Annotated in this window: 6 protein-coding genes; 1 reads left to right on the top strand and 5 read right to left on the bottom strand. The window is 47.9% G+C overall.

Features of this window, described 5'->3' with window-relative positions; all coding sequences use genetic code 11:
• The 5 genes from Q7V48_11540 to Q7V48_11520 all read right to left on the bottom strand — a co-directional run.
• On the bottom strand, positions 1-1,135 hold a 1,135-nt coding region (locus Q7V48_11540), incomplete at its 3' end, for a hypothetical protein (GenBank protein ID MDO9211359.1).
• An 18-nt stretch (positions 1,136-1,153) separates the two neighbouring features.
• Entirely contained in the window at positions 1,154-1,675 is a 522-nt protein-coding gene (locus Q7V48_11535) for a periplasmic heavy metal sensor (GenBank protein MDO9211358.1), read from the bottom strand.
• An 11-nt stretch (positions 1,676-1,686) separates the two neighbouring features.
• Positions 1,687-2,526: an MBL fold metallo-hydrolase gene (locus Q7V48_11530; protein ID MDO9211357.1), complete on the bottom strand. Its 840-nt coding sequence runs from the start codon at positions 2,524-2,526 to the stop codon at positions 1,687-1,689.
• 113 nt (positions 2,527-2,639) lie between these two features.
• On the bottom strand, positions 2,640-2,813 hold the full coding sequence (locus tag Q7V48_11525; protein ID MDO9211356.1) for a hypothetical protein: 174 nt from the start codon (positions 2,811-2,813) through the stop codon (positions 2,640-2,642).
• Positions 2,814-2,978: 165 nt separating this feature from the next.
• Positions 2,979-3,509: a Spy/CpxP family protein refolding chaperone gene (locus Q7V48_11520; protein MDO9211355.1), complete on the bottom strand. Its 531-nt coding sequence runs from the start codon at positions 3,507-3,509 to the stop codon at positions 2,979-2,981.
• 440 nt (positions 3,510-3,949) lie between these two features.
• Between Q7V48_11520 and Q7V48_11515 the strand changes: the two genes are divergently transcribed.
• A complete protein-coding gene (locus Q7V48_11515; protein ID MDO9211354.1) occupies positions 3,950-5,266 on the top strand; it encodes an extracellular solute-binding protein in 1,317 nt (438 codons plus the stop codon).
• The last annotated feature ends 123 nt before the right edge of the window (positions 5,267-5,389 follow it).

Genomic DNA, 5,389 nt, shown 5'->3' with positions numbered 1-5,389 from the left:
GGTTACGAATTTCATGAGCCACACCCGCGGCCAGGTTGGCCAGGGAAGATAGCTTTTCAGCTTGGTGGATCTTTTCTTCCATCTCCTTCATTCTATCCAGATGTCGATTCTCCATGCGGTAAATGAAAGTTACACCCAATCCGCCGAAGACCAAGAGCAGGAGGCTGAAAAGAACGATATTGCGCTGGTCGGCTGAAATAATCTGCTCCACCTTTTCCGTGGAAAGTCCCACGCGAAGGACCGCGCGGTTATTTTTGTCCAAGGCCACAACCTTGGCCACTTCGAGAATTCCCGGAATTTTTTGCCTGGCAATCTGAGGTCCTGACCCGGACTTGGAAAAAAGTTGCCGGATGAAACCAGTCCCTTCTTTTTTACCGATTTTTTGCAGGCTGGTGTCCGCCCAGATTTCCGAATCTTCCCCTTGGATGGAGATATATTTGGTTTCGCCTTTGTCTCTCCATTCCTCGACCAGTCCTTGGAGGATTATCCGGCGCCGGAAAAAATGAATATCCGACTCATCGGCGTGCAGGATCAGAATTCCTTCTCCCGCCTTCCGGAAAATGGCAACGGAAAGATGATCAATCTGGCCAGCCTCGAACTTTTCCGAACGTTCTATGGCGTAGGAGGCTTTTCCCTCCAGAAGAGGTTGATAAAAGGGTCTTGGGTTTTTGCCTGGTGAACCCCCTGGGCGGCGACTAAAGGAGAATTTCTCTCCCGCGACGACCATCTCGATTCCGGAAAAATGCCTGACCTCCCCCTCTTTTTGTAATAGGGTTTGTTGAGGAGGGGAGTTGCCCAATTCTTGATCGATCTGAAAGGCAACGTCTAAGATCAGATCAACGACCGATTCTTCGAGAGCCCAAAAATTAATGGGGGTTATGAAAGCGGAAACATCTGGAAAGACTTCGATCGTGTTCAGGGAGGCAAAGGTATTCTGGGCGCTTTTCTCCATGCCCGTGATTAGAGCCGATCCTTCATCGAAGAGCATTTGGAAGAGATTATCTTTAGCGCGTTTGGTTTCGTACGTTCCGTTGGCCACGAGGAGCAGAGCCAGGAGCCCCCAGATGACCAGAAGGTTGAGAGGGCGAAAGAACCAGCGTCCCTTGGGCTCTAGTTTTTTTTTCGCTAAGGTCATAAGAGAGGTTAAATTCCTCTATTCTCTTCTGATTCCTCGCCCCTGGCCTGGCATCATCCGCTGGCCGTGGAATCCTCGCCAAAATAACCCCGGCGGGAGGAGTTCGATTTGCTCAGGAGTAAGGACTTGGCGTGTCTCCAACTGGTAAAGAACAGTCCGCTCCTGGAGCTTGGATTCCAGCCCGGATATCTCCCGTTGCTTGGCTAAAACTTGATTGGGATCAGCCTGAGGGTTGGCCAAAAGGTCCTTCAGGTCGAACCGTTTGATTACCAGTTCATTCCTCAAAACCAGTGTATCCCTTAAGTAGGACTCCCGTAACTTTTGCAGGCGTGCTGTCTGTTCTTCAGTTAGGTTAAGGCGCTGGGCCCAGTCTCCCATCATCGAACCATGCATCGGGCCCATCATCCCCTTCCGCTCGCGGAACTCTTGGCCTTTTCCCCATGGACCCCCCGGCCCTTTCCCTTCCCAAGCTCCCTGACCAAAGGCAGAAGTGGAAATGATAAGCAACAAAAAAAGATTTAGGGAAAATTGCCGAACCACGACCAATTTTTTTAAACCTCCAAAACCTCACCTACCCGGCCGAAGAAAAAATTTTCACCGAACTCGGCGTACAAACGCGAGGCCGCCTTTAAACCCGTACAGTGAGAAACTCCGACCTTTTCCACCCTGTATTCCTTGAGGGCCGTAATGGTTTCTTCCACCTGCAGGGGAGAGGCAAAATCTAAATGGGTTCCCCCGATGACGGCGTACACTCTATCTTTTCCGGTCTTCTCCATGGCGTGTCCTAAGGTGTTGATCATCCCGGCATGGGCACAACCCAAAACCAATACCAACCCTTGGGGGCTCTCGACAACCAAAGATTGATCATCCAGCAATGGGTCCGGGATCAATTTCCCCTTGCTTTCGGCAAAAAGATTGGGGGCTCCTTTTTCAAAAGGAGTCTTACGCGGCACTTCACCGGTTAGATACATCTCCCGGGTTACTTCGCGAAAATTTTTCTCCAGAATAAATTTCCCTCCGAGGCTTTCCAAGTAGGCTTTCTGAAACTTAAGGCCCACGAACCGCTTTATCTCCTTCCCATCTTTCTGGGAAATATGATATCGGATGGTAAACAGATCCGGATGGGCCATGATATCTACTCCTCCCAAAAGTTCCAGGATAGAAGCCAGGCCGCCAGTGTGATCATGATGGCCATGGCTCAGGAAAATCTTTTGAATGGACAGGGGGTCTTTATCAAACTTCAGGAGGTTGGGAATCAATCCCTCTCCACGTCCGGTATCGAACAGATAATTCCCTCTCTCCGTTTCCAGGTAGGCGGCAAACCCGTGCTCCCCTATCCCTCCTTTTATCGAGACCGAGTTTTCACAAATGATCGTGATCCGTGCTTTCATAACACCTCAAAGACAGAGTTCAAGGGTTCCAGTCGCGCTGATAGCCCGATCAAGGGTTCGAACCATCGACCCATTTTTCAACATTCCGCATTCCGAAATCTGCAATCCGCAATTCAAAAACATTCCAACTGACATTGGGCGATTTTGATTTTCATCTTATTGAGAAGATTTCCCACTTGCTTCATGGGAATTTTATTTTCGCTGGCTATTTTTTGAGCCATGGCACAGGAAATTTTTCCATCCTTGGCTGCTTCTTTCAGCTTGGCGGCAATTTCTTCCTCTTTCAAGATCCAATCCTCCTTTGGCGCGTTCCTTCTCCCCTATTGAGGGAAAAGGGTGATGGTGGGGAAAGTTCATGATAGCATATAAAAAAAGGGTTGGAAAAGACAAAAAAGGGGAGAGCCCTTTTCTTGGCCCTCCCCTGCTGGAGGATGTTGAATATTGAATTTAGTTTACCACCTGGGGCAATAACCAGCACCCCCTCCCATTCCGCGGCCATGGCCAAATCCACCTCTCATGCCGTATCCTGGCCCAAAGCCACCGGGGCCACCCATGTAAGCTCCTATTTTAGCTTGCTGTTCAGGGGTGAGAACCTGCCGCATCTCCAAGCGATGTTTGGTGGCCTTTTCCTGGAGCTGGGTCGTCAACGCATTGATTTCTCTCTGCTTGGCCAGGATCTTTTCCGGATCGGGGTTGGTCTGGGCCCAAAGAGTCTGCATCTCAATCCGTTTGCTCATGATCTCATTCCGTAAAGGGATGGTCTCTTTGAAGTGACTCTCCCGCAGCGTCTGCATCTTCTGATTCTGCTCGGGACTCAAGTTCAGGGCAGCAGCCCATCCACCTGGGCCATACCCGGTAACACCCGGGCCATAGCCCGGACCCATACCTGCGCCCCTACCCCAGCCTTGGGCCATGGCCAAACCTGAGGTGGCCACCAGGGTGATTACGAAAATGGCAACGATCATCTTTTTTATCTTTTTCATTTTTTTCTCCTTTCTTTTTTCCATTGCTCTTGTCGTAATAAATTAGCAATCCTTGTGCCAAAGGAGAACGAAAAGAAAAATATCCATATAACAAATTGTAATCGTTCAAATAATTTTTTACACGGGCGAATCAATTAAAATTTTTTCTGGGGAGTGAGCAGAAAAAATTGTCGAAGCCCTTCCTTTTCAGAAAAGAAAAAATAATAATTTTAAAAGGTTAAACAGCATTTTGGGGTTCGACAATTTATGAGTCTTCGACAATTATGTCGGGATAAAAACAATCCAGATATTTGTACATTTTTGGGGGTCAAAAAAGATATTAATAACTTGACAACGAGCAAAAAATTAACTAAACCTTAACATGAAATTAAAACGACTCTGATAAGCCTTCGCATAATCTGCGCCAAAAGATGTTTAATAACCAAGCACGGCGGTGAGCTATGAAAAGAGGTTTAAAAAGTGGAGTTTTGGTTATGGTGTTTTTCATGACGGCCTTGGGGCTCTTTCCAGCACTGGCGCAGGCCAAAACAGAAATTGTCTGGTGGCACGCCATGACCGGATTCCTCGGGGAAAGGGTAAATGAAATCGTTGCCAAGTTTAACGCCAGCCAGAACGAATTCGAGGTCAAAGCCATCTCTAAAGGGTCGTATAATGACACTTTGACCGCCGGGATTGCGGCCTACCGGGCCAAGACCCATCCTCACATTATCCAAGTCTTTGAAGTAGGCACTCAAGTCATGCTTTCTTCGGGGGCCATTTATCCAGTCTTTCAAATGATGAAAGATCAAGGGATTAAGATCGATTGGGCCGATTATCTCAGTGTCGTAAAATCCTATTATTCCAAAGGGGGCAACCTGTATTCCATGCCTTTCAATTCGTCAACCCCCATTCTTTATTACAACAAGACTATCTTTGAAAAGGCCGGTCTCAACCCTCAGAATCCTCCCGCTACTTTTGAAGAAATCGAAAAATATGCCAGGGCCGCCGTATCCAAGGGCATCACCAAAATCGGCTTCACTGTCGCCTGGCCCTCCTGGACTCTCATGGAGAATATGCATACCTGGAATGATCAGCCTTTTGCCAATAACGACAATGGTTTTTCGGCCATGGCAACTCAATTGAAGATCAACGGGAAACTCGGAGTCCAAATCCTGGACCTTCTCACCAGATGGCAAAAGGAAGGGATCTTTACTTACTCGGGAAGGGGGAATATGGGGGATCAGCCTATCATCAATGGGCAAGCCGCCATTGGCCTGGCTTCGACGGCTTTAGTAGGTACCTTGACCAGGACAGCCAAATTTGATTGGGGTACGGGGTACTTGCCAAAGTTAGCGGGATATCCGCAGGGCAACTCCATCATCGGCGGGGCATCCCTGTGGGTAATGAAGGGGCATAAAAAAGAATATTATAAAGCCGTAGCCAAGTTTTTCGAATTTCTTGGGCAACCCGAACAGCAAGTCTGGTGGCACGCCAACACGGGATATTTTCCTCTTACCCGAGCATCGGTAAAAGCTCTCCCGGAAGACCATTTCCGGAAAAACTCCAATCTATGGACTGCTTTTGCTCAAATTACCAAAGGCAAAACGACCCCGAACAGTCAAGGAATCCGCCTCGGGAATTTCTTGGCTATCCGGGATATCACAGAAGCAGAGATGGAAAATGTTTTTTCCGGGAAGAAGACTCCCCAACAGGGCTTGGATGATGCCGTGCAAAAGGGTAACGCCACCCTGAAAGAGTTTGCCTCTCTGTATAAATAAATTTTCCATGATGGGTTTGTCACCTGCGAATAATGAAAATTTAATTTATTCCCTCCCCCTTTGATGGGGGAAGCTGTGAAAAAATTATGTAAAAAGGTCTTGACATAGTTATATAACTAAGCT

The sequence above is a fragment of the Deltaproteobacteria bacterium genome (assembly GCA_030654105.1).
Lineage (GTDB): Bacteria > Desulfobacterota > SM23-61 > SM23-61 > SM23-61 > JAHJQK01.
Note: the sequence above shows the minus strand (reverse complement) of the source record. Positions and strands in the feature narration are given on the sequence as shown.